Genomic DNA, 22,211 nt, shown 5'->3' on the forward strand with positions numbered 1-22,211 from the left:
TGTACTGGCGCCCAGCTCGCCACCGCCGCCGGATCGCATCGGCCAGCACATCTATCAAGCTTGGCTCAACTCGCTAGGCGATATGCCGTAGCGCTCGCGAAATGCCGTCGCAAAGTTGGTGGCATGGCGGTATCCGACAGAGTGCGCCGCCTGCTGCACGCTCCCCCCTTGCATCAGATATTCACGCGCCAGTTCCAACCTGCGTTCACGCAGCCAGCTAAAAACCGAGCATCCATAGACAGCCTGAAACTTCAAGCGCAAGGTGCTGGGGCTCATGCAGGCCAGCCGCGCCAGCTCAGCCAGAGTGTGATCCTCGCCGGGGGCCTGATAGAGACATTCTTTAACGCGTTCGAGCAATTGCCGATCACGGATCGAGACAGGGGAATTTTTTTCTGTGCTTCGAGCCAGTCCATCCAGCGCGTGGGCCAACACTTGCAGGCTGATCCCCTCCAGCAACAGGTGATGCAATGCTCCTTGCAAGGGGCTGTCGATCAATTGATCGATAGCGGTCAGCAAGTGAGGGGGTACGGCCCAGGGTTGCAACCATATTTGCGTTGAAGCCATGACGCCAGCCAGGGCTTCGCCCAGCGGCGAATCAGCCAGACTGTCTGGGGTGCTCATGGTGATATTAAGGCCCCGCAGGCGCTGCCCGGCAGGGTGAATTCCTGTCACGGTCAAGGCATCAGCATGGGCAATTGTGGCTCCCCGTTGGGCCGTCATGCTAAGCGAACTCTGCTTGGCAAGCTGCGCGTGTGCCCGCCCCCGCACAATGACAATTGCTGAAAACTGCGGGGCGGCCAGTGAGGTCGCTGCGTATTGATGATGAGTGATGATGTCCGACAGCACCATCTTCATGCCTGGCCGAAGCTCATAGTCCTGCACCTTGCCCTGAGCAATGCACAGCTGCTCCATGTCCTGCTTCGGGCCGGTGTACTCCGGCAAGCAATAGCGGAAACCCATCGGACTACCGAGCCGGTTAAAGTCCGATACCGTAAATCTGATCATAGCAATCGAGAGGGGGAAATGCTCAAGCCAGACCCGCAGCTCCTTCTCTTTACCAGAGCAGGCCACGACGGCAAGGGGAAACAGCGCAATTGAGAATAACACACATTCTCAATTATATGGTGACTTTATGTCTCCCTCGTGCCCGTCAACCGCGTTGGGCTTATCAAAAGGGACGGGAAAACAAAATGGGTTTACTCTTTCTGAATTCCTGAGTTGTAATAATAATCATTAGCAATTAATTTTTCCGTTTCACACCTTGATAATGACTTTCCTGCCCCGCTTTCTGCTCAATGCCGTCACGCTCTGCTTGACCCTCACCCTTGCCGCTCATACTCACGCCCAGCAAAGCACCCGCCCCTGGGACGAGCCAGTAGGTCCTACCATCGTGGACCAGCCACAAAACCTGTACCGCTTTGAGACGCTGTTCATGAACTCGCAGGACGGCCAGCGGCGCTACAAAATCCAGATCGGTACGCCAAACCGCCCTGCTCCTGCACGCGGTCATCCCGTGATTTACATGCTGGATGGCAATGCCGCCATGGCCAGTATCGAGGTGGACGACTTGAAAGCCATCAGTGCCCTATCTGCCCCGGTTCTGGTCGCCATTGGCTATGACACCGATGCCCGCCACGATGTGCTTGCCCGTTCTTTTGACTACACGCCTCCCGTCACAGACAACGGCCCGAACAAAACGGTGGAAGTCCGGGGCCGTTTGGGTGGCGGCGCAGATGTTTTTCTGGACTATATCGAAACGCAGATCAAGCCGATGGTCGAAAACCGCGAACTGATTGACCGTTCGCGCCAGACGCTATGGGGCCACTCGTACGGCGGCTTGTTCACCTTGTACACCCTGTTCAACCGTCCCGATCGATACCATCGCTACGTCGCGGGGGATCCCTCCTTATGGTGGCACGATGGCATTCTGGTCAAGACTGCCCTGGCCTTTGATACGTCGCTGGCGAAGGACAAGCACATCGCCATCCTGGTTGGCGGGCAGCGCAGAAATACCTCCATGAGCAATGCCGCAGCACACTGGTCTACCCAGGATCTGGCCACGTATCTGCGGGATGCGGGGCTGAATGTCAGTTACGAAAACTTTAGCGAACTGAATCATAGGCAAATGCTGGCCGCCTCCTTGAAACCAGCGCTGAGAATGGCCGCACAATAATAATGCCCACCCAAAGCCTCCTCCTGAGCCGGTCAGCCCCTATTCCCAACGGCACTGGACGACGCCGCCTTGAGTAGAAAACAGCCCTAGTCCTCGTCGCGCAGCTGACGCAGCAGCACAGCGGGCTGACACCGAGGCCAAAGAAAAAAAGAAAGGCAAAGCAGACGACGTGAGCAACACCCTACCTTAGTCTGCAGACTCGCAAGTACCCGCTTGGCTACCCCTTCCTGCCCTACTCGTTGAGGCTTGCTTTTCCTAGAACAAAAAAAACCTGAGCCGGCACAGCACCAGACTCAGGCAAAACGGTTTCCGCTGTAAGCGGTCTATCAGAACGCGGCGCTGTAAATAGCGAAAGCGTCGTCTTCGGTCACGTCGCGGGGGTTGTTGCCCAGCAGACGGGTTTGTTTCATGGCTTCCTGGGCCATACGACGCAAGTCGCTTTCCTTGATACCCACGTCGCGCAGTTGGCGCTCGATGCCGGTATCAATGGCGATCTGTTCCATGAAGTGGATGAAGGCTTCGGTCTTGGAGGCCTCATCACCCTGGATGCCGGGAATCAGCACTTCAGCCAGCTCGGCATACAACGGGGCTGCAGCCGGAGCGTTAAAGCGCAGAACGTGCGGCAGAACCAGCGAGTTCGACAAGCCATGTGGCACGTGGAAAATACCGCCGATCGGGTAAGCCAATGCGTGTACGGCACCCACGGGGGCGTTCGCAAAAGCCTGACCAGCCAGCGTGGCGCCCAGCAGGATGTCCTGACGTGCAGCGGCATCCTGGCCGTTGCGACAAACGTGTACCAGCTTGCCGCCAATCAGACGCAGGGCTTGTTTGGCCAGGTTGTCCGAGAGCGGGTTTTTCAGGATACGGCTGGTGTAGGCCTCGATGGCGTGGACCATGGCGTCGATACCGGTCGCCGCCGTAATACGGGGAGGCAGACCTAATGTCAGTTCCGAGTCCAGAATGGCCAGGTCGGCGTACAGCTCGGGAGCGACCACACCGGATTTGGTGGTCTCGCCGGTGGTCACGATGGAAATAGGCGTCACTTCCGACCCTGTTCCCGCTGTGGTCGGAATCTGCACCAAGGGCAGGCGTGAGCCGCGCACCTTATCAATGCCATACATCTCTTGCAGGGGCTGGTCCGACGCCAGCAACACAGCCAGCAGCTTGGCCACGTCCATCGACGAGCCGCCCCCCAAACCAACCACGATTTCCGTCTTGGCCTGACGGGCGCGCTCGGTCGCCTGCAGGACAATATGCTCGGGCGGATCGGCAATCACATCATCAATCACTTGCACGGTCCAGCCGTTGGCTTTCAGATCAGCCAGTGCAGGGTCCAGCAGACCGCTTTCGTGCAGGAATCGGTCAGTCACCAGACAAACACGCTCTTGCGAGTAGCGCTTGCGCAGGATCTGGCCGAGCCGGGCAGCGGCTCCGCTTTCAACGTAAATAGCGGGGGTGGTTCTGAACTCGAATGCCGACATGGGCTTTCTCCTTATGGTATGGCGGGCTGCGGTACTTCGATACGGCCGCGGTCCATCCGGTAGGTGTAATCAATCACATTGCCGGCGTGCTGCAAGTCGGCACCCGACAACAAAGCACTGAAGCCTTCTTTGCTCAGCTCGCCCACCACTTCCGCAATACGCTTGGACAGCGCAGGCGCGACGCCTTCAAAAGGCTCGTCCAGCAACAGCAGCTTGTCGGCAGTCATCAAGGCGCGCCCAATGGCAACCAGCTTTTGTTGCCCTCCGGACAACTGCAAGGCACGGCGCGGGCCAAACACCTTCAATTCCGGGATGATGCGCCAGACACGGTCCAGACGCGCTTCGATATCCTGAGATTTCAGTGCCCAGGCGGGCAGGCGGATGTTCTCTTCCACGCTCAGCTCAGGGATCAATTTGCGATCCTCCGGGGCAAAACCCATGCCCAGGCTGGTGCGACGGTAAGCGGGCATCTTGGCCAGCTCCTGCCCATCGAACTGAATCGAGCCGTTTTCCACGGCCAGCAAGCCCATTACCGTACGCATCAGCGTGGTTTTACCTGCCCCATTACGGCCGGCCAGACCCACGATCTGGCCTTGGCGCACTTGCAGGTTTACCTGGCGCAAGATGCTGGTCGGGCCAATACGTACATCCAGATTTTTGACATCAAGCAGCATGATCGGCCTCCTGTTTATTGCGTCCCACCGGCTCGCCGATGATGTATTCACGAACCTGCTCATGGGCCAGCACTTCGTCTGGAGTGCCGTTGGCCAAAATGGTGCCGTCGTAGAAAGCCAGCACGCGATCACTGTAGCGACGCACGATTTCCATATCGTGCTCCACAAACAGAACCGTCACGCCCGCATCACGGACCACTTTCATGACGCGGTCCATCACTTCAAATTTCTCGTCACTGGCAACGCCACTGGTGGGCTCGTCCAGCAAGAGCACTTTAGGCTGGGCCACCATGGCCAGCGCAATGTCCAGCAACTTGCGAATCCCTTCGGGCAAGGTGCCTGCCTGGGACTGGGCGAAAGCGCTCAGGCCGAAACGCTCCAGAATTGCACTGGCTTCGGACAAGGACTGTTTGGCCACGCCCAGGGCAATTTCCACGTTTTCCAGGGCGTTCAGCGAGGTAAACAGCTGCGGAATCTGGAAAGAACGGGCGATACCCATGCGGGTCACTTCCCGTGGTGGCAAACCCGTAATCTCGCGACCGGCAAAAAAGATATTGCCCGAGTCCGGCTTCATGTAGCCGGTCAACATGTTCACGAAGGTGGTTTTACCTGCGCCATTGGTGCCAATCAGGCCCGTAATGGTTTGCGCATGGATATCAACGGTCATATCGCGTGCAGCGTGGACAGCGCCAAACTGCTTGCACAAACCTTTAGCGGAAATCAAGGGTGACTGACTCATGAGCGGGCCCCTGTCGGTGAAGAAGAATCGTTGGAGGTAGCAGCCGCATTGCGACGGTTCAAAATACTGATCAGGCCACCGGGCAAAAACACAATCAGGGCCAACATGCTGACACCCATGACAATCTGCCAGGTGTTAGGGGCATATTGGTAGGCCAGTGTGCGGATCAGTTCCAGGCTCAAGGCACCCAGGAAAGGCGCGTAAGCATTACGAGTACCGCCCAGCACAGCAATGAAGATGAACTCGCCCGAGGTGGTCCAGAACGCCAGTTCAGGGTCTACGTGACCGATGCTCAGCGAGGACAGGGCACCGCCCAGACCGGCCAGCGCGGCAGCCAGCACGTAGCTCAGGTGAATATTGCGGTAGGCCGAAGCCCCCAGGTATTCAACGCGGATTTCATTGTCCTTGATCGCTGGGCCGAGACGACCGGCGCGGCTGCGCAAGAAGCCTTGCATGGCCCACAGCACCACACCGACCAGCACCACGGTCAGGACAAACACACCCGGACGCGACAACGTATCGGCGAACGTTCCCCACAGAAAAGAGGGAGCATGAACATTAAAACCGTCACTGCCGCCCAGGCTGGGGTTACGCACCAGCAGGCCGTACATAATCATGGACAGCGCCAGACTGAGCATGGCAAAGAAAATATCGCGGTAGCGAGCCAGCAGAAAACCCAGTACCCAGGCAAGCAACGCGGCACAAGCGGCGGCAAAAGGCAGCAGGATGACGGTTTCGCGCCAGTCCAGATAGTTCATGGCCATGCCGACGCCATAGGCGCCAATGCAGTAGTACAGACCCTGACCGAAAGAGGCCAGGCCCGAGCGCAGCAACAGCACCACGCCCAGGGCAACCAACCCCTTGGCCAGCGCCACTGTAATCAGAAACTGCCAGGATGGCAGGCCAAAGCCCACAATAAGGGCAGCCACCGTAATGGTCAGGGCAATCATGCCCTGCTTAAGCGTAATGTTGGTCTTGTTCATATCTTTCGGGCCTCGGCAGCAGCAAACAGTCCTTTAGGACGGACGGCCAGCACCAAGGCCATTACCGCGTAGATGGAGAAAAGTTCGATTTCGGGCCAGTAGTGAACAGCAAAAGAGCGCACCAGGCCAACAATCACTGCGCCAAGCGCAGCGCCGGGCAAGGAGCCCAGACCGCCAATCACGACCACGGCGAAAGCCATCACAATGACCTCCACCCCCATGCCGGGCGCCACAGAAATTGTGGGGGCCGTCAGCGCGCCACCCAGCGCAGCCAGTGTGGCACCGGCAATAAAGGTCAGCAGGAAGTAGCGTTGCACATTGATGCCCATGGCCTGACTGACTTCACGGTCATGAATCACGGCCAGCAAGATGCGGCCCTGACGCGAATACTTCAGGAACAAGGTCAGGCACAAGCCAGCCAGAATGGCCGCCACGACAATCACAAAGCTGTAGGTGGGGTAGAACAGATCACCGAATTCGACGTTACCCAGCAAGCCGTAAGGCTCGGCGATCACGTAAGGATCGACACCCCAGACCAGTTTGACGGTATCTTCCAGGATCAGGAATACCGCATAGGTAATCAGCAAAGAGACAACCGGCTCTTCCTGGTAGAAAAAGCGCAGCAGGCCGTATTCAATGACAAGACCCAGCACCAGACCGGCAATGACCGCGGCCAGGATCAGCATCAGATAGCTGCCGTACGGGCTGTGATCGGTAGAGAGCCACTGCGTCACCATGGTGACAGCGGTGTAAGCGCCAATGGTATAGAGGCTGCCGTGGGCCATGTTCAGGATCTTCATCACACCATAGATCAGCGTGAGTCCGACCGCGACCAGAAACAGCCAGGCGGCGTACATGATGCCATCTATTAAGGCAGCAGAAAGAAGAGACATAGTCGGTTTCTGTGGAAATGGAATAAAAAATGCCACCACGCCGCAGCGTGGGTGTGCCTCCCCCAAACGGGGGAGCTTTTACCTGGGGAACAGCCCGGCGGTAAACATGCGCCCTGGCTACGCCTTCGGCTTGCTTCCCCCCGAGGGGGCCTTTACCCTGGGAGCGTCCCCGTGGTAAAGACCGGACATACAAAACAAGGTCTTGCAGGCCCTCAGGTTCAGAGCAGCGTCCTTGTCAGGACGCCTGTCCGTATCAGTGCTTCAAGCCGCCCTTGATCCAGTCGATGGATTTCACGCCTTCGGGCGGTGTCACTTCTTCAGGTTTGAAGTGACGCAGATCGGTGTAGCTGATCACGCCCTTGTCGTTTTTCACCACGCCCAAGGTCGTACCTTGAACAGCCTGGTGGCCTTTGCCCAAGGACATGCTGACATCACCCGATGGGCTCTCGAAGGTCAGATGCTCGAAAGCACTGATCACTTGTTCGGTGGACGGTGTTTTACCGTCGTTGGCAGCCTGGGCTTTTTCATAAGCGGCTTTCAAACCCAGCAACGTCTGTGTCATCTTGTAGGAAGGGTAGCTGGGGTCCGCATTGAACTGCTCGCGGTAGCTGGCACGCAACCACCGGTTCAATTCATTGTCAGGGGCAAACGCAGCGTGTGGACCGCGAGCGCCAATGATGGTGCCTGTGGGGATCTGGTTGTTGGCTCGGTGCGTTGCTGTTTCGCCAGCAGTCAGCACGGTCAGGGTGTTGCGGAACAAACCACGTGGCAGAGCCTGCACCACAAAGCCTTCCAGATCGCCACCCCAGAAGCTGGAGTGAATCACTTCTGGACGGGCCGCCATCAGGGAAGAGATCTCGGCATTGTACTGGCCCGCGCCCAGTTTGGGCATTTGCGAGGTCTTGGCTTCTACGCCGGGCTTGAGCGCTTGCAATGTGCCTTCAAAGTCGTGCCAAGCATCCTGACCCCAGGCGTAGTTCTGGTTGATACCGGCGTAGCTCTTGAGTTCGGGGTTGCGCTCCAGCACAAAGCGGGCAGCGGCCACGTTGTCCATCGTGGCGTGGGCCACCGGACGGAACACGTATTTGTAGCTGGCATCTTCAAACAGACGCGGTGTGCCGCAGTCGAAAATCAGGGTCAGTTTTTTCAGTTCTTCAGCAACGGGGGCCACGGCCAGACAATCGCCCGAAGAGATGTAGCCGACCACGATGTCCACGTTTTGTTGCTGAACCAGGTTGCGGTATTCGCTGACCTGCTTAGCAGTACCACCGTTCTCGTCAATGAAAACCAGTTCAATCGGTGCACCGCCCAGACCCTTGGTATTGTAAGGGGCGGGGACCTTGCCTTCGTTCAACTGGGCAGCCGTCAGTTCAGCGGCATTCTTGGCAGGCACGCCAAAAGGACCGGAGGCCGCGCCGGACAAGAAGGTGACCACACCAATCTTGATGGGTTTGACCTCTTCTGCCAGGGCAGTCGTGCCGGACAAAAGGCCAGCCGTGGCCAACGTCAGGGCCAGGGTCAGTTTGCGTGGGGTTGCAGACAGGATAGACATAACGTCTCCTTATTTAGCTTATTGTGGGGTTCTGCTGATGGGGCGCTCTACGCTATCGGCAAAGCGGCCCCCTTCGCTGCGCGGGGCGCGGGTATGTATCAACTTACAGCTGCTGGCACATGTATTTGATTTCCAGGTACTCGTCGATCCCATAACGGGAGCCTTCACGACCCAGACCGGATTGCTTGACGCCGCCAAACGGGGCGACTTCGTTGGAAATCAAACCGGTATTGACGCCGACCATGCCGTATTCCAGCGCTTCGCCCATGCGCCAGGCACGGGCGTTGTCACGCGTGAACAAATAGGCAGCCAGACCATACTCGGTGTCATTGGCCATCGCGATGGCTTCGGCTTCATCTTTGAAGCGGAACAAAGGTGCCACAGGGCCAAACAATTCTTCACGGGCCACGCGCATGGCGGGTGTCGCCTCACCCAGCACGGTGGGTGCAAAGTAGGTACCGCCCAAAGGATGGGGCTGGCCGCCTTGCAAAACGCGGGCCCCCTTCTGAACGGCATCATCAATCAGTTCGCGCAGGCGATTGACGGCCTTTTGCTCGATCAGCGGACCTTGCTCTACGCCTTCGTCCATACCGTTGCCCACTTTCAGGGCAGCCACACGTTCGCCCAGGGCTTTGGCAAAGCGGTCATAAATACCGTCCTGCACCAAAAAGCGGTTGGCGCACACACATGTCTGACCGCTGTTGCGGTACTTGGACGCCATCGCGCCTTCAACGGCCGCATCCAGATCCGCATCGTCAAATACGATGAAGGGCGCATTGCCACCCAGTTCCAGCGACAAGCGCTTGATGGTGGGAGCACACTGGGCCATCAGCAAACGACCCACCTCGGTGGAACCGGTAAAGGACAGCTTGCGCACGATAGGGCTTTCCGTCAGGGCGGCACCCACCACGCGGGACTGGCCAGTTACCAGCTGGAACACACCCGCGGGAATACCCACGCGCTCGGCCAGGACGGCCAGCGCCAGGGCGGTCAGGGGAGTCAGGTCGGCAGGACGAACAATAATGCTGCAACCAGCCGCTAAAGCGGGTGCAACCTTGCGGGTAATCATGGCCGCCGGGAAGTTCCAGGGGGTGATGGCCGCGCATACGCCCACGGGCTGCTTGACCACCACAATGCGTTTGTCCGCCTGGGGGTGGCCGACCACGTCGCCATACACGCGCTTGGCCTCTTCGCTGAACCATTCCACAAAGGAAGCCGCATACAGCACTTCGCCACGAGCCTCGGCCCAGGGCTTACCCTGTTCCATGGTCATGATGGTGGCCAGGTCATCCGCATTGGCCACCAGCGCATCGAACCAGGCGCGCAACAGCTTGGCGCGCTCGTGCCCGCTGCGTGCCTTCCACTCGCGCTGGGCCACTTCAGCATCGCTGATGACCGCTTCAATCTCTTTCGTGGCCAGGCTGGCGACATTGGCCAGGCACTCACCCGTGGCCGGATTCAGAACGGCAAACGTGTTGCCATCCCCCGCGCTGACCCAACCCTGAGCGGTCCAGGACTGATCTTTGGCCAGGCTGGGGTCCTTCAGTTTGCTAATCAATGATGCCGCGATATTGTTCATTATGCTGAACCTGTTTCTCTTATAGTGAACTTGGTAGAATTATAGGAGCCGAAAAAACGCGTCGTCAACGAATCGGCTTACGGGTTTACCCGTATAAGATCAGTCGCCGTATTTTTTGTTTTAGGGTGTTTGAGGGCACAATGGAACGCTGGCATCAAAGCGGCAAATCTGGCCTAATGCAGGACCTGTACGTCTGGTCCGGCCGGCTCGATTATGGGATGCTGCACCTTGTACGGACGGTCCCTTACCCCTGTTTCCAGAGTTCAGCACCCGTGCATCCGGGCTCACTGGACTTCCTGTGTGTTGTTATGGAGTTAGTCGTAGTGGAAGAGAAGAAACTGGTTCCGGCTGTAGTACGCGCAGTCACCGTACTGGACGAATTGGCGGCCTCACCGGAGCCCCTGTCATTTACGGACCTGGTCAAACGTCTGGGTATGCCCAAAAGTTCCCTGTATGGTCTGTGCACCACGCTACTGGATCTGCACCTGATCCGTAAGCTGGAAAATGGCAGTTTCACCTTGGGCACACACGTCATGGGCTGGGCCAATGCGTTCCTGTCCCAGCTGGATCTGACACAGGAATTTTTTGCCGCCTGGGACGACATGCGCGTCCTGCCGGAAGAGACGATTACCCTGTCCATTCTGGATGGTGAAGATGTGGTCTACATTGCCTGTCGAAACGGGACCCGGCCGCTGGGTTTTACCTTCCGCGCCGGCATGCGCCTGCCGGCGGTCTACACCGCCACCGGTAAAGCCATGCTCAGCACGTTGCCAGCGCCGGAACTGGACCAGGCCCTGAATCATCCCTGGCCCGACCCTTTGACGGCGCACGGCCCGCGCAACAAGGAAGAATTGATGGTGGAGCTCAGCGACGTGCAGCGCCTGGGCTATTCGGTGGATGCCTGTGGCGTACGGGATGGCATGCACTGTTTTGGAGCCGCGGTGTTCGACTCCAATAACCGTGCTGCCGTGGCCGGGGTCGCGGTCAGTTTGCTCACCCAGGAAGCGGACGAGGCAGCCCAGCGCCGTGCAGGGGAAGCCATGCGTAAACTAGCCAATCGCCTCTCGGAGCGTCTGGGCGCATCGCGCAAAGCATAAGCGCATCCAGATCTGTACGACGCGCTGCAAAAAGGGGCCGCTTCTGCCGCCCCTTTTTGTTTGAATCATGATCGGCAACTGTCCCCGCTCGGACTGCCTTCTATTATTTCCCAGCCATCGGTCCGCAAACGGTAAACTGTCGCTAAATCCTTTATTTTGCAGTTCTTTTTGATGTCTCCCATCGTGCCACATACCTCTTTCAGTACCCTTCCCCTTCTGCCCGCCTTGCTTGAAACCCTCGACAGTCTGGGTTTTGAAAACATGACGGCGATTCAGGAGCAAAGCCTGCCGCTGATTCTGCAAGGCCGTGACCTGATCGCCCAAGCCAAGACCGGCAGCGGCAAAACGGCCGCCTTTGGCCTGGGTCTGTTGCAAACCCTCAACCCCAGCAAACTGACACCGCAAGCCTTGGTGATCTGCCCCACGCGCGAACTGGCCGATCAGGTCACCACCGAGTTGCGCCGTCTGGCTCGCCAGATTCCTAACGTGCGCATGCTGACCTTGTGTGGGGGCGTGCCCTCGCGTCCGCAGACAGAAGCCTTGCGCAATGGCGCTCACGTGGTAGTGGGAACACCAGGCCGGATTCAGGATCATCTGGAGCGAGGCAATCTGGACTTGTCGGCCCTGAAAACACTGGTTCTGGACGAAGCCGACCGCATGGTGGACATGGGTTTTCATGATGATATTGTGGCGATTGCTTCACACTGCCCTCCCCGCCGTCAGACACTGCTGTTCTCGGCCACCTACCCCGAGAACATCCGTAAGCTCAGCGCCCGCTTTTTGCATAAACCTGCAGAGGTCAAGGTGGAGGCGCTGCACGATGCCAGCCAGATCGAGCAGATCTTTTATGAAGTCCACCCCGAGCAACGCCTGTCTGCCGTGGTGACCTTGCTGGAGCACTTCCGCCCCGCCTCTACCCTGATTTTCTGCAACACCAAAATGCGGTGTCAGGAAGTAGTGGAAGAGCTACAATCCGAAGGCATCCAGGCCCTGGCGCTGACCGGCGATCTGGAGCAGCGTGACCGCGACGAAATTCTGGTGCAGTTCTCCAACCAGAGCTGCGCTGTACTGGTAGCCACCGACGTGGCCTCGCGCGGTCTGGATATTCAGAATCTAGGCGCTGTCATCAACGTGGACGTTACCAAAGACAGCGAAGTGCATATCCACCGTGTAGGCCGTGTGGGTCGTGGTGATCAGAAAGGCCTGGCCCTGAATCTGGTCTCGCGCAGCGAACAGCGCTGGGTGAAGTTGATCGAGGAGTTTCAGGGCAGCGAAGTCAAATGGAGCAACCTGAAAGGCTTGCGCCCTCAGTCCAAAGAGCCGTTACGCGCGCCCATGATGACGCTGGAAATTCAGGGCGGCAAAAAAGACAAGTTGCGCCCCGGCGACCTGCTCGGTGCCTTGACCCGCGATGTGGGGCTGAAAGGTGAGCAAGTCGGCAAGATTGCGATTACCGATGCCCGTTCCTACGTGGCGCTGGATCGCCGGATTGCCCGACAATACTTTGATCGGATCGCCGAAACGAATATCAAGGGCCGCCGCTTCCGCATGCGCTTTGTGGAAGATAAGTAAGTCGTCCCTTCTCTGCGATCCCGCCACACTGAGGCAGCCCCCGAATGGGGGCTGTTTTCATGCCCAAAGCCATGCTGGGAAGGCTGTGCCACCCCGCCACAGCCAGACAGAAAACCGGCCCCTCCAGGCCTTTCACAGACAGGCAATCTTGCTGGGTGCCTGTTTCAAATGACTGGCGGCTGACGGTCCCGAACCATGCCAGCGTGCCAGCTCCCGTATGCGTTCTATCAGGCTGACAGCCGCCTCGCTCATGCAGCCTGTCTCACGAGGGTAAGCCATAAAAAGTTCACACCGCGGCCCGCCACCAATCAAGGGGCGTGACACCACGTTCTTGGGCATGAAGTATTCCGCGTACGTGGGCAACAAGGTATAACCCAGCCCGGCCGCCACCAGATTAATGCTCATCAAGGGGTTGGCCGAGTTGTAGGTATGCTCGGGCACCACTTTATGGTGAGCCAGGTAGCGGGCCAGCACATCATGCATGGACCGACCGTAAGAGCGGTCAACGGCGATCATGGGCAGACGATTCAAGCGGGCGGGAGGTATCAGGCTGTAGGCTTCCAGGCGGTGCCCTTTGGGCAAATAGACCCGCAAGGGCTCATCCAGAACGACCTCGCTACAGACATTGGTGGCGCGCACCGGCCCGCGCATAAAACCCAGATCCAGCTCTCCCCGGGCCAGGGCTCCTTCCTGCTCATTGGAGGTCAGGCTGCGCAACACCACATCCACTTGTGGAAAGGCGGCACGAAAGGCAGGGAGAACAGAGGGGAAGATACGCACCTCTGCAGCAGGCACAAAGCCTATCGTCAGCACTTCCCGAGCCTGTGAAGCCACCCTGCCCGCACGTACCAGAGCCTGCTCCACTTTATGCAAGATCTCGCGCGCATCCTCCAGGAAAACCACCCCGGCTTCTGTCAACTCAACTTTGCGCCGCGTACGGTTCAGCAAGGGGTAACCGATCTCCTCTTCCAGATTGCGGATCTGCTCACTCAAAGAGGGCTGAGAAGTGTAGAGCCGTTCCGCAGCACGGGTGAAATTCAACTCTTCCGCGACGGCAACGAAATAACGCAAGTGTCGCAATTCCAAGTTTGTCTCCTGTCAAATTGATCACGCCTGCCCGGCTCAAACCCGAACAGGGTCTGGTCCGGCCAGCAGTTCTCCCACCGGGCCAGCCCGTCTTGCAAGCCCTATTGTCGCTGCTCTACGGCCTTCAAAATCAGCCCCCAGGTTGAATGCTGCATCGCAGCATTCATGCCTATCGTAAACCCTAGCCCCTCTCAAACCCGCATCAATACTGGACTTCGCCCTTAGACCCTACCCAAACCAGGGTCTTAAGCCGGACTTATCGGCTTTGCCGATCACCCGATCTAAAGCAAGTATTGGTCGGATTCATTTCAAGCTTCTACATTTTGCCCTTGGCGACAAAAACCTGTTTTGCAAAAGCACGCATTGCAATAGCGAGGAGCAAGCGATGGGAATCAACCCTGAAAAAATCGAAGCCTTGGTCGATGCGCGTAATGGACGCGTTACCCCTTCCATTTACACCGACCCGGATATTTATGAGCTGGAGCTGGAACGCATCTTTGGCCGTACCTGGCTGTTTTTGTGTCATACCAGCCAGATTCCCAAAGCGGGAGATTTCTTCAATACCTATATGGGTGAAGACCCGATTATCGTGGTCCGTCAAAAAGACGGCTCGATCAAGGCCTTCCTGAACCAATGCCGACACCGCTCGATGCGCGTGTCCTATGCCGACTCGGGCAATACCAAAGCCTTTACCTGTCCCTACCACGGCTGGAGCTATGGCACCAACGGCGATCTGGTGGATGTACCGCTGGAGCCGCGCGCCTATCCGCAAGGCTTGTGCAAGGAAAAGTGGGGTCTGCAGGAAGTGACCCGCGTCAAAGTATACAAAGGCCTGGTCTTTGGCAATTGGGACGCCACCGCTCCCGATCTGGAAGAGTACATGGGCGACATTGCCTGGTACCTGGACGGAGTGCTGGACCGGCGCGAAGGCGGTACCGAAATCATCGGTGGTGTTCAGAAATGGACCATCGAGTGCAACTGGAAGTTCCCCGCTGAACAGTTCGCATCCGACCAGTATCACGCCTTGTTCTCGCACGCTTCTGCCGTGCAAGTGCTGGGCCAGAAACCGGGTGACGAGGATAAAGCGCTGGGTGCCGGCCAAACCGCACGCCCGGTGTGGGAAACCGCCAAGGACGCCGTTCAATATGGCCAACGCGGCCATGGCAGTGGCTTTTTCTTTACCGAGCAGCCCGATGCCAACGTATGGGTGGACGGTGAAGTGTCGCAGTACTTTCGCGACACTTATGCCGAAGCCCACGAGCGCCTGGGCGAGGTGCGTGCCCTGCGTCTGGCCGGTCACAACAATATGTTCCCCACCCTGAGCTGGCTGAACGGCACGGCGACGCTGCGCGTCTGGCATCCACGTGGCCCGAACCAGGTGGAAGTCTGGGCATTTTGCATTGCCGATGCCGCTGCACCCGACGATGTGAAGGCCGCCTTTGAGCGCAGCGCCACCCGCGCCTTTGGCCCCGCCGGTTTCCTGGAGCAGGACGACTCCGAGAACTGGGCTGAAATTCAGAAAATCCTGCGCGGCAAGCGCGCACGCAACACCCAGCTGTGCATGGAAATGGGCCTGGGCAACGAAGGTCTGCGCAGCGATGGCGTGCCGGGCGTCACCAACTACATCTTCTCTGAAACAGCCGCTCGCGGTCTGTACAAGTACTGGGCCGACCTGATGGTGTCCGAGACCTGGGATGAAGTGCTGGAGCGCAGCCGTGTCTATGAAGAGGAGCTGGTGAAATGAGCGCCGTCATTGAAGAACCGACCCAAACCGCCATCGTCGACATGCACGTGCATCACGAAATTGCCGACTTCCTTTACATGGAAGCCGAACTGCTGGACGACTGGCAATTTCGCGACTGGCTGGATCTGCTGTCCGAGGACGTGCATTACCACATGCGCAGCACCACCAATGCGCAAACCCGTGACCGCCGTCGCAGCGTACAGCCGCCCACCACCTGGATTTTCAACGACAACAAATTCCAGCTGGAACGCCGCGTCGCTCGTCTGGAAACCGGGATGGCCTGGGCGGAGGAGCCGCCCTCGCGCACCCGCCACTTTGTCAGCAATCTGCGTATCCGGCCCACCGCTGACGGGCAGGGTTACCAGATCCGCAGCAACTACATCCTGTACCGCGCCCAGAAAGAAAAGGACGAAACCTGGTACGCCGGCAAGCGCCTGGATTATGTACGTCGCGCAGACAACCGCTTTGGCTGGGAACTGTATGAACGCGAGATCGTTCTGGATCAAGTCGTCATCACATCCCACAACCTGAGCGTGCTGTTCTGACCCCGCTCACCTTCCGATGTTGATTGATATGACACGCATTACCGCATGTGAAACCGGTGCCCTGGCCGATGGCGAGGCACTGAAGATAGACACCCCCGACCGCCAGATTGCCTTGTTCAATATTAATGGCACCTTCTATGCGACGGATGACCGTTGCACACACGGCAACGCGTCCATGTCCGAAGGCTATATCGAGGACGACGGCACCGTGGAGTGCCCGCTGCACGCTGCCCGTTTCTGTCTGAAAACGGGCGCTGCCCTGTGCCAGCCGGCCACCGAAGCATTACGCACTTATCCGGTGATCATCAGCGAAGGCATGGTTTATATCGATCTGGAGGCCCAGGCATGAACGGCTGGCTGCAAAACGAGGTGGCCCTGATCACCGGCGGCGGCTCCGGCCTGGGTCTGGCATTGGTAGAGCGCTTTCTGAAAGAAGGCGCATCCGTGGCCGTGCTGGAGCGCTCGGCAGAAAAATGCGCCGATCTGGAACAGAAATTCGGCGGCAAGGTGCTGGCCGTCCAGGGTGATGTGTGCAGCGCAGCCGACAACCAGAACGCCGTGAAGGCCACGGTGGCCCGCTTTGGCAAGCTGGACTGCTTTATTGGCAATGCTGCGGTCTGGGACCACGGCGCACGGCTGATCAACACCAGTATGGAGCAACTGGACAAAGGCTTTGACGAGCTCTTTGCCATCAACGTCAAAGGCTATCTGCTCGGTGCCAAGGCCGCTGCCGACGAACTGGTCAAATCCTGCGGCAGCATGATTTTCACCTTGAGCAATTCGGCTTTTTACGCCGAAGGCGGTGGCCCGCTTTATACCGCCAGCAAACATGCCGCGGTCGGTCTGATCCGCGAACTGGCTTTTGAACTGGCCCCTAAAGTTCGTGTGAATGGCGTAGGCCCTTGCGGTATGAAAACCGATCTGCGTGGCCCCCAAGCCTTGGGCCAGCAAGATACCCGCATCATGGACTCGCGCTCGCCCGAGGCCATCAAAGCGATCCTGCCCCTGCAATTCTTTCCTGAACCTGAAGAATTTACCGGCCCCTTTGTGCTACTGGCCTCGCGCCAGAACAACCAGACACTGACCGGCGTCATGATCAATGCCGACGCAGGTCTGGGAGTACGCGGCATACGCAATGTGGCCGGTGGACTGGAGCTGTGATGCAGACACCTCATATTGTAATTGTGGGCGGGGGACAGGCCGGTGCCACGGCTGCTGCTGAACTGCGCCGCCGAGAATTTGCCGGACAGATCACCCTGGTCGGTGAGGAACCTCACTTACCTTACGAGCGCCCACCCCTGTCAAAAGACGCCTTGCTGGACCCGGACAATGTGCAGCTGAACCTGCATCCGGCCAGCTTTTACAGCGAACAGAACATCAGCCTGAAATTGGGTATCCGTGCCGAAGCGATTGACGCTCAGCAAGGCTGCATCACCCTGTCCAACGGCGAAACCCTGCGATACGACAGCCTCTTGCTGGCGACTGGGGCACAAGCCCGACGCCTGCCCGAACTGGACGCGTTGGGGTCGGTGTCGCATGTTCTGCGCACCCTGGACGATGCCCACCGCATTCGCGCTCAGCTCAAACCTGGCAGCCATGTGCTGGTGGTCGGTGCCGGTGTCATTGGCCTGGAACTGGCATCCAGCCTGGTCGCTTTGGGTGCCACGGTGGAACTGATCGATCCGGCCAGCCGCATCATGTCGCGCAACGCGCCCGAAGTCCTCAGTCAGTATCTACAGTCCGTGCATGAGGCTCGCGGCGTGCGCTTTCACCTCGGTGCCCGCGTCCACAACGCCCGACTGAACGATCAGCAGCGCGTGGTACTGACGCTGGACAATGGCGAACAACTGCAAGGTGAGCTGCTGATTTATGGCGTGGGCGTGAGCATTGACACCCGTCTGGCCGACAGTGCGCGATTGCACACCGAGCAGGGTGCAATCGTGATTGACGAGCATGGTCGAAGCTCTCAGCCCAATATCTATGCGGCGGGCGACACTACGGTGCAAATCGGTCTGGATGGCCGCTGGCAAAGACAGGGGACCTGGGAAAACGCCAATCGGCAGGCCAGCATGGCCGTTTGCCACATGCTGAACCAGGAACCCGCCAAGCCCTGCCCTGCCTGGTTCTGGACCGATCAGTGCGACCTGAACATTCAGTTTGCCGGAGACATGGCCGCTGCCCACTGGGTGTTGCGCGGCACACTGGACATGCCCCCCTTTGTCCTGATTGGCCTGGACCCGGAAGGTGCCATCTGCGGCGCCATCACCGTCAACCAAGGCCGCGACATGCGCCCGCTCAAAGAGCTGATCGAACACCGCGCCGTCCTCCCATTGGAGGTCTGGAACGACACTGCCCAGAACCTGCGCCATCTGGCCAAACAAATCACGCAGACCACACGCAGCCAAGCCACCAATGCCGCCTTGACGGACGAGGCGGCTGCCCCTGCACACCCATAATCAGAATCAGGAGACTGACATGCTGGCACACCTGGAGTGTCTTTCACACACGCCTTTGCTGGGTCATCACGATCCGGCCCAAGCCGTCCTGGACGAAGTGTTTGCGGTACAAAAAGCGGCCCGCGAACGGGTCGCTGCCTTCAAGCCTGATCTGATCGTGTTGTTCACCCCTGATCATTTCAACGGCTTTTTCTACAACGTCATGCCCAGCTTTTGCATCGGCACCGGCGCGCATGCGATTGGCGACTTTGACAGCCTGGCCGGACGCCTGGACGTGCCCTTCGAGCTGGCCACGGAATGTGCCACCCATGTCATCCATAGCGGCGTGGACGTAGCCATTTCACACGATATGCAATTGGATCATGGTGCCGCCTACCCGCTGGAACATCTGGTGGGCAGTCTGGACCATTACCCGGTCATTCCCGTTTTCATTAACGCGGTGGCAGCCCCCTTGCCCACCTTCAAACGTGCCCGTTTGCTGGGCGAGGCCATCGGCCAATGGGCCCGCTCCACGGGCAAGCGTGTGCTGTGGATCGGTTCGGGCGGCTTGTCGCATCAACCTCCCGTCCCCGTCTACGCCGAAGCCCCCGATGCCGTGCGACGCTCGCTGGATGGCGAAGGCTACACGCTCTCGCCCGAAGCCCGTGCCGCCCGCACACAACGCACGATCGATGCTGGCAGAGCCTTCACCCGGGACCCTTCTGTTCTGCATCCGCTCAACCCCGAATGGGACCAGAACTTTCTGGATCTGCTGCAAACGCAAAGCTATGCCCAGCTCGATGAAGTCGCCAACGACGACGTGTCCGCCCTGGCAGGCCGCAGCGCCCACGAAGTCAAGACCTGGGTGGCTGCTTTCGCGGGTCTGTCGGCCTATGGCCCCTATGAAGCGGCGCACCGCTATTACCGAGAAATTCCCGAGTGGATTGCCGGCTTTGGCGGCTTGTCCGCCCATCCGCGCAAGAACTGAAATCCACCACCCAAAAATACCAGGAGATTGTCATGAGTCTGAATGAATCTGATTACAGCCGTTTCGCGACCGTGGTCGAGGAAGGCAAGGAACTGCGCATCCATTACAACGATCTAGGTCAGGGCGAACAGACGGTTGTCATGCTGCACGGCTCGGGCCCCGGTGCTACCGGCTGGGCCAACTTCAATCGCAATATTGAGCCGCTGACCCAGGCTGGCTACCGCGTTTTGCTGATCGACTGTCCTGGTTGGGGCAAGAGCGATTCCATCGTCAACAGCGGCTCGCGCTCCGACCTGAACGCCCGTGTGGTGAAAAGTATTATTGACCAGCTGGGCATAGACAAAATTCACATGCTGGGCAATTCCATGGGTGGCCATAGCTCTGTGGCCTTTGCCCTGACCTGGCCCGAGCGCGTGGCCAAGCTGGTTCTGATGGGCGGCGGCACAGGTGGCATGAGCCTGTTTACCCCCATGCCCAGCGAGGGCATCAAGCTGCTGAACGGTCTGTACCGCGAACCCACGCTGGAGAACCTGAAGCGCTTTAACAATGTGTTCGTATTCGACGCCAGCGTGCTGACCGACGAGCTGCTGCAGGCCCGTCTGAACAATATGCTCAGCCGCAAGGACCACCTGGACAACTTCCTGAAGTCCCTGGAAGCCAATCCCCGCCAGTTCCCCGACTTCAGCCCTCGTCTACCCAGCATCACCGCCCCTACCCTGATCATCTGGGGCCGTCAGGACCGGGTTGTACCTTTCGATACCGGCCTGCGTCTGCTGGCAGGCATTCCCAACTCCGAGCTGCACGTCTACAACCAGTGCGGTCACTGGGCGCAGTGGGAGCATGCCGAGAAATTCAACCAGCTGGTTCTGGATTTCCTGGAGCGTTGAGATGAACAAGGCATCCAGCGATCTGCTCGATACCCTGGCCAGCCGTCTGCGCCAGGCCGAGAGCAGCAATCAGTCCATAGACCCGATTCGCAGCCTGATTGGTGAAGATAATGCCGAGGCAGCCTACACCATACAACGCATCAACATTGCCCGTGGACTAGCCCAAGGTCGTCGCCTGACGGGCCGCAAGATCGGCCTGACCAACCCCAAGGTCCAGCAGCAACTAGGCGTGTCGCAACCCGACTTTGGCGCCCTGTTTGCCGACATGGCCTATGGCGATGGCGAGACTGTCCCCATTGAACGTGTGCTGCAACCCAAGATTGAAGCCGAAATTGCTCTGGTGCTGGAGCGCGATCTGCCCCACGCCGACACCGGCTTTGGCGATGTCGCCGCGGCCGTAGGCTGGGTCATGCCCTCCCTGGAGATCGTGGGCAGCCGCATTGCCAACTGGGATATCCGCTTTGTGGATACCGTGGCCGACAACGCCTCCAGCGGCCTGTACGTGCTGGGCGGCCCTGCCCGTCGCCTGAACGGTCTGGACCTGCGCGCCGCGCGCATGAGCCTGCATCGCAATGGCGAGCTGGCCTCCAGCGGCAGTGGCGCCGAGTGTCTGGGGCATCCCTTCAACGCCGCCGCCTGGCTGGCCTGCACCATGGCCAAGCTGGGCGAACCGCTACGGGCCGGCGATCTGATTCTGACCGGAGCCCTGGGCCCGATGGCCCCCGTTGCCCCCGGTGATCACATTGAAGCCGTGATCGAGGGCCTGGGCTCGGTATCCGTCACCTTCAGCGCAGGCTAAGTCCTCTTTGTACGGAGTAACACACATGACAAACCCCAACGGCATTGCCGTCGCCATCATTGGCTCGGGCAATATCGGCACCGACCTGATGATCAAGGTGATGCGCCAAAGCAAACACCTGAAAATGGGCGCGATGGTCGGAATCGACCCCGCCTCCGATGGTCTGGCCCGTGCGGCCCGCCTGGGCGTGCCCACCACCCACGAAGGACTGGATGGGCTGTTGAAGCTGCCCAACTTCAAGGACATTCGCATCGTATTTGATGCGACCAGCGCGGGGGCACACGCCCGTCACAATGCCGTCCTGCAGGCGCACGGCATTCAGGTCATTGACCTGACACCGGCGGCTATCGGCCCCTACACCATCCCGGTGGTGAACCTGGACGACAATCTGGACGCCTCCAACATCAATATGGTCACCTGTGGCGGACAAGCCACCGTGCCCATTATTGCGGCAGTCTCGCAGGTCACCCCCGTGCACTATGCCGAGATCATTGCCTCGATCTCGTCCAAATCAGCCGGTCCCGGAACCCGTGCCAATATTGACGAATTTACCGAGACCACCAGCAAAGCCATGCAGGTGGTGGGCGGCGCCACCGTGGGCAAGGCCATCATTGTGCTCAACCCGGCCGAGCCACCTTTGCTGATGCGCGATACCGTCTACACCCTCAGCGATCCGGGCAAAGAAGCGGAAATCGAACAGTCCATTGAGCGCATGGCCGCCAAGGTTCAGGCCTATGTGCCTGGCTACCGCCTCAAGCAAAAAGTGCAGTTCGATGTGATCCCCGAGGACAAGCCCATCAATGTGCCTGGCCTCGGATGGCGTTCGGGTCTGAAAACCTCGGTGTTTATCGAGGTAGAAGGCGCGGCCCACTATCTGCCCGCCTATGCCGGCAACCTGGACATCATGACCAGCGCCGCGCTGGCCTGCGCCGAGCGTCTGGCTCAAACCCGCCTGCTGACGCAAACCGCATGACACGCAAGGAC

General features: G+C 58.8%; 21 protein-coding genes. 12 read left to right on the top strand and 9 right to left on the bottom strand.

Features of this window, described 5'->3' with window-relative positions:
• Positions 1–54: 54 nt before the first annotated feature.
• Positions 55–1,005 carry a helix-turn-helix transcriptional regulator gene (locus tag ACOZ42_RS12565; protein WP_336579243.1) on the bottom strand — a complete coding sequence of 317 codons (951 nt, stop codon included), beginning with the start codon at positions 1,003–1,005 and terminating at the stop codon, positions 55–57.
• Between the two features lie 262 nt (positions 1,006–1,267).
• Here ACOZ42_RS12565 and ACOZ42_RS12570 point away from each other — a divergent pair, with 262 nt between their 5' ends.
• The gene (locus tag ACOZ42_RS12570; protein WP_426345222.1) at positions 1,268–2,173 is read left to right on the top strand and encodes an alpha/beta hydrolase; all 906 of its coding nucleotides are present in this window, start codon (positions 1,268–1,270) and stop codon (positions 2,171–2,173) included.
• Between the two features lie 326 nt (positions 2,174–2,499).
• On the opposite strand, the gene ACOZ42_RS12575 is transcribed toward ACOZ42_RS12570, so the two are convergent.
• The 7 genes from ACOZ42_RS12575 to ACOZ42_RS12605 all read right to left on the bottom strand — a co-directional run bounded on the left by ACOZ42_RS12575 (position 2,500) and on the right by ACOZ42_RS12605 (position 10,074).
• Positions 2,500–3,654, bottom strand: coding sequence for an iron-containing alcohol dehydrogenase (locus ACOZ42_RS12575; RefSeq protein ID WP_219235009.1), 1,155 nt, complete (start codon positions 3,652–3,654; stop codon positions 2,500–2,502).
• Positions 3,655–3,665: 11 nt separating this feature from the next.
• Positions 3,666–4,328 (bottom strand): ABC transporter ATP-binding protein, encoded by a 663-nt coding sequence (locus ACOZ42_RS12580; protein WP_003803284.1) that lies wholly within the window; start codon positions 4,326–4,328, stop codon positions 3,666–3,668.
• On the bottom strand, positions 4,318–5,067 hold the full coding sequence (locus tag ACOZ42_RS12585; RefSeq protein ID WP_059318043.1) for an ABC transporter ATP-binding protein: 750 nt from the start codon (positions 5,065–5,067) through the stop codon (positions 4,318–4,320). Before ACOZ42_RS12585 ends, ACOZ42_RS12580 begins: the two co-directional genes overlap by 11 nt.
• On the bottom strand, positions 5,064–6,050 hold the full coding sequence (locus ACOZ42_RS12590) for a branched-chain amino acid ABC transporter permease (RefSeq protein WP_003803280.1): 987 nt from the start codon (positions 6,048–6,050) through the stop codon (positions 5,064–5,066). Before ACOZ42_RS12590 ends, ACOZ42_RS12585 begins: the two co-directional genes overlap by 4 nt.
• Complete coding sequence (locus tag ACOZ42_RS12595) at positions 6,047–6,943, bottom strand: branched-chain amino acid ABC transporter permease (protein ID WP_039943692.1); 897 nt, start codon at positions 6,941–6,943, stop codon at positions 6,047–6,049. Before ACOZ42_RS12595 ends, ACOZ42_RS12590 begins: the two co-directional genes overlap by 4 nt.
• 253 nt (positions 6,944–7,196) lie before the next feature.
• Complete coding sequence (locus ACOZ42_RS12600) at positions 7,197–8,495, bottom strand: ABC transporter substrate-binding protein (protein WP_131070808.1); 1,299 nt, start codon at positions 8,493–8,495, stop codon at positions 7,197–7,199.
• 103 nt (positions 8,496–8,598) lie between these two features.
• Entirely contained in the window at positions 8,599–10,074 is a 1,476-nt protein-coding gene (locus ACOZ42_RS12605; RefSeq protein WP_003803274.1) for an NAD-dependent succinate-semialdehyde dehydrogenase, read from the bottom strand.
• 308 nt (positions 10,075–10,382) lie between these two features.
• Between ACOZ42_RS12605 and ACOZ42_RS12610 the strand changes: the two genes are divergently transcribed.
• Positions 10,383–11,171 carry an IclR family transcriptional regulator gene (locus ACOZ42_RS12610; RefSeq protein WP_230406188.1) on the top strand — a complete coding sequence of 263 codons (789 nt, stop codon included), beginning with the start codon at positions 10,383–10,385 and terminating at the stop codon, positions 11,169–11,171.
• A gap of 171 nt (positions 11,172–11,342) precedes the next feature.
• On the top strand, positions 11,343–12,743 hold the full coding sequence (dbpA, locus tag ACOZ42_RS12615) for an ATP-dependent RNA helicase DbpA (RefSeq protein ID WP_003803270.1): 1,401 nt from the start codon (positions 11,343–11,345) through the stop codon (positions 12,741–12,743).
• A 132-nt stretch (positions 12,744–12,875) separates the two neighbouring features.
• Here dbpA and ACOZ42_RS12620 read toward each other — a convergent pair whose 3' ends face one another.
• A complete protein-coding gene (locus tag ACOZ42_RS12620; RefSeq protein ID WP_003803266.1) occupies positions 12,876–13,829 on the bottom strand; it encodes a LysR substrate-binding domain-containing protein in 954 nt (317 codons plus the stop codon).
• A 385-nt stretch (positions 13,830–14,214) separates the two neighbouring features.
• On the opposite strand from ACOZ42_RS12620, the gene hcaE reads away from it, so the two are divergent.
• The 9 genes from hcaE to ACOZ42_RS12665 are packed head-to-tail and all read left to right on the top strand — an operon-like array spanning position 14,215 to position 22,200.
• Complete coding sequence (hcaE, locus tag ACOZ42_RS12625; protein ID WP_003803265.1) at positions 14,215–15,573, top strand: 3-phenylpropionate/cinnamic acid dioxygenase subunit alpha; 1,359 nt, start codon at positions 14,215–14,217, stop codon at positions 15,571–15,573.
• On the top strand, positions 15,570–16,118 hold the full coding sequence (gene hcaF, locus ACOZ42_RS12630; protein ID WP_003803263.1) for a 3-phenylpropionate/cinnamic acid dioxygenase subunit beta: 549 nt from the start codon (positions 15,570–15,572) through the stop codon (positions 16,116–16,118). The genes hcaE and hcaF overlap by 4 nt, the downstream gene beginning before the upstream one ends.
• 28 nt (positions 16,119–16,146) lie before the next feature.
• Positions 16,147–16,467, top strand: a complete 321-nt coding sequence (gene hcaC / locus ACOZ42_RS12635; RefSeq protein ID WP_003803262.1) for a 3-phenylpropionate/cinnamic acid dioxygenase ferredoxin subunit — start codon at positions 16,147–16,149, stop codon at positions 16,465–16,467.
• The gene (gene hcaB / locus ACOZ42_RS12640; protein WP_003803259.1) at positions 16,464–17,279 is read left to right on the top strand and encodes a 3-phenylpropionate-dihydrodiol/cinnamic acid-dihydrodiol dehydrogenase; all 816 of its coding nucleotides are present in this window, start codon (positions 16,464–16,466) and stop codon (positions 17,277–17,279) included. The genes hcaC and hcaB overlap by 4 nt, the downstream gene beginning before the upstream one ends.
• Positions 17,279–18,574: a 3-phenylpropionate/cinnamic acid dioxygenase ferredoxin--NAD(+) reductase subunit gene (gene hcaD / locus ACOZ42_RS12645; protein WP_426345223.1), complete on the top strand. Its 1,296-nt coding sequence runs from the start codon at positions 17,279–17,281 to the stop codon at positions 18,572–18,574. Before hcaB ends, hcaD begins: the two co-directional genes overlap by 1 nt.
• 19 nt (positions 18,575–18,593) lie before the next feature.
• The gene (locus ACOZ42_RS12650) at positions 18,594–19,541 is read left to right on the top strand and encodes a 3-carboxyethylcatechol 2,3-dioxygenase (RefSeq protein ID WP_003803255.1); all 948 of its coding nucleotides are present in this window, start codon (positions 18,594–18,596) and stop codon (positions 19,539–19,541) included.
• Positions 19,542–19,573: 32 nt separating this feature from the next.
• Positions 19,574–20,428 carry an alpha/beta fold hydrolase gene (locus ACOZ42_RS12655; protein ID WP_003803253.1) on the top strand — a complete coding sequence of 285 codons (855 nt, stop codon included), beginning with the start codon at positions 19,574–19,576 and terminating at the stop codon, positions 20,426–20,428.
• Between the two features lies 1 nt (position 20,429).
• The gene (mhpD, locus tag ACOZ42_RS12660; RefSeq protein WP_426345224.1) at positions 20,430–21,227 is read left to right on the top strand and encodes a 2-keto-4-pentenoate hydratase; all 798 of its coding nucleotides are present in this window, start codon (positions 20,430–20,432) and stop codon (positions 21,225–21,227) included.
• A gap of 25 nt (positions 21,228–21,252) precedes the next feature.
• Positions 21,253–22,200, top strand: a complete 948-nt coding sequence (locus ACOZ42_RS12665) for an acetaldehyde dehydrogenase (acetylating) (RefSeq protein WP_003803250.1) — start codon at positions 21,253–21,255, stop codon at positions 22,198–22,200.
• Positions 22,201–22,211: the final 11 nt, after the last annotated feature.

This window comes from Alcaligenes sp. HNGD-HTN06 (genome assembly GCF_049932565.1).
Taxonomy (GTDB): domain Bacteria; phylum Pseudomonadota; class Gammaproteobacteria; order Burkholderiales; family Burkholderiaceae_B; genus Alcaligenes; species Alcaligenes ammonioxydans.

Coding starts and splice junctions, on each gene's coding strand:
- dbpA (WP_003803270.1), top strand. CDS start 11,343: ATGTCTCCCATCGTGCCACATACCTCTTTCAGTACCCTTCCCCTTCTG.
- ACOZ42_RS12590 (WP_003803280.1), bottom strand. CDS start 6,050: ATGAACAAGACCAACATTACGCTTAAGCAGGGCATGATTGCCCTGACC.
- hcaF (WP_003803263.1), top strand. CDS start 15,570: ATGAGCGCCGTCATTGAAGAACCGACCCAAACCGCCATCGTCGACATG.
- hcaD (WP_426345223.1), top strand. CDS start 17,279: ATGCAGACACCTCATATTGTAATTGTGGGCGGGGGACAGGCCGGTGCC.
- ACOZ42_RS12610 (WP_230406188.1), top strand. CDS start 10,383: ATGGAGTTAGTCGTAGTGGAAGAGAAGAAACTGGTTCCGGCTGTAGTA.
- hcaC (WP_003803262.1), top strand. CDS start 16,147: ATGACACGCATTACCGCATGTGAAACCGGTGCCCTGGCCGATGGCGAG.
- ACOZ42_RS12600 (WP_131070808.1), bottom strand. CDS start 8,495: ATGTCTATCCTGTCTGCAACCCCACGCAAACTGACCCTGGCCCTGACG.
- ACOZ42_RS12605 (WP_003803274.1), bottom strand. CDS start 10,074: ATGAACAATATCGCGGCATCATTGATTAGCAAACTGAAGGACCCCAGC.
- hcaB (WP_003803259.1), top strand. CDS start 16,464: ATGAACGGCTGGCTGCAAAACGAGGTGGCCCTGATCACCGGCGGCGGC.
- ACOZ42_RS12580 (WP_003803284.1), bottom strand. CDS start 4,328: ATGCTGCTTGATGTCAAAAATCTGGATGTACGTATTGGCCCGACCAGC.
- ACOZ42_RS12655 (WP_003803253.1), top strand. CDS start 19,574: ATGAGTCTGAATGAATCTGATTACAGCCGTTTCGCGACCGTGGTCGAG.
- ACOZ42_RS12575 (WP_219235009.1), bottom strand. CDS start 3,654: ATGTCGGCATTCGAGTTCAGAACCACCCCCGCTATTTACGTTGAAAGC.
- hcaE (WP_003803265.1), top strand. CDS start 14,215: ATGGGAATCAACCCTGAAAAAATCGAAGCCTTGGTCGATGCGCGTAAT.
- ACOZ42_RS12650 (WP_003803255.1), top strand. CDS start 18,594: ATGCTGGCACACCTGGAGTGTCTTTCACACACGCCTTTGCTGGGTCAT.
- ACOZ42_RS12665 (WP_003803250.1), top strand. CDS start 21,253: ATGACAAACCCCAACGGCATTGCCGTCGCCATCATTGGCTCGGGCAAT.
- ACOZ42_RS12570 (WP_426345222.1), top strand. CDS start 1,268: ATGACTTTCCTGCCCCGCTTTCTGCTCAATGCCGTCACGCTCTGCTTG.
- ACOZ42_RS12565 (WP_336579243.1), bottom strand. CDS start 1,005: ATGATCAGATTTACGGTATCGGACTTTAACCGGCTCGGTAGTCCGATG.
- mhpD (WP_426345224.1), top strand. CDS start 20,430: ATGAACAAGGCATCCAGCGATCTGCTCGATACCCTGGCCAGCCGTCTG.
- ACOZ42_RS12585 (WP_059318043.1), bottom strand. CDS start 5,067: ATGAGTCAGTCACCCTTGATTTCCGCTAAAGGTTTGTGCAAGCAGTTT.
- ACOZ42_RS12595 (WP_039943692.1), bottom strand. CDS start 6,943: ATGTCTCTTCTTTCTGCTGCCTTAATAGATGGCATCATGTACGCCGCC.